Here is a 627-nt window from a genome sequence, read left to right on the forward strand (position 1 = left end):
TGATCGGCCATCGCATCATCGATGAGGCGCAACGGGCGCCCCGACGAGGTGGCCGCGATCTGGATCTCGCAGGCGCGCTCGAGATAGAACATGTTGGAGAACATCTCGGCGGCCGAGCGCCCCGTAGCGATCAGCCCGTGATTGCGCAGCACCAGAACCGGATGGGTGCCGAAATCCTGCACGATCCGCTCACGTTCCGCCAGATCCAGCGCAATGCCCTCGAAATCATGATAGGCGATACGGTTGTGGAATTGCAGCGAGATCTGGTTGAGCGGCATCAGCCCCTCTTCCATGCAGGACACCGCGACGCCTGCGCGGGTATGGGTATGCATGATCCATGCGGCATCATGGCGGTTCATATGCACCGCCGAATGGATGGTGAACCCCGCCGGATTGACCCGGTGCGGGCTGCCATCGACCTTGTTGCCCTCGGTGTCGATCTTCACCAGCGAGGAGGCGGTGATCTCTTCCCAGAGCCAGCCATAGGGGTTGATCAGGAAATGCCCCTCCTCGCCCGGCACACGGGCGGTGATATGGGTATAGATATGGTCAGTCAGCCGGTGCTTGGCGGCCAGCCGGTAACAGGCGGCAAGATCCTCGCGGGTCTTTTTCTCTTCGGGGGACATG

The 627-nt window shown here is 61.6% G+C and carries 1 protein-coding gene; it reads right to left on the reverse strand.

Translation table 11 applies throughout. The annotated features are described in order from the left end of the window. Nucleotides 1–627 (reverse strand): class II aldolase/adducin family protein (locus VSX56_RS20740; protein WP_350939389.1); only part of this gene is annotated, 627 nt, incomplete at both ends.

This window comes from Thioclava kandeliae, from assembly GCF_040297545.1.
In the GTDB taxonomy this organism is placed as follows: Bacteria; Pseudomonadota; Alphaproteobacteria; order Rhodobacterales; family Rhodobacteraceae; genus Thioclava; species Thioclava kandeliae.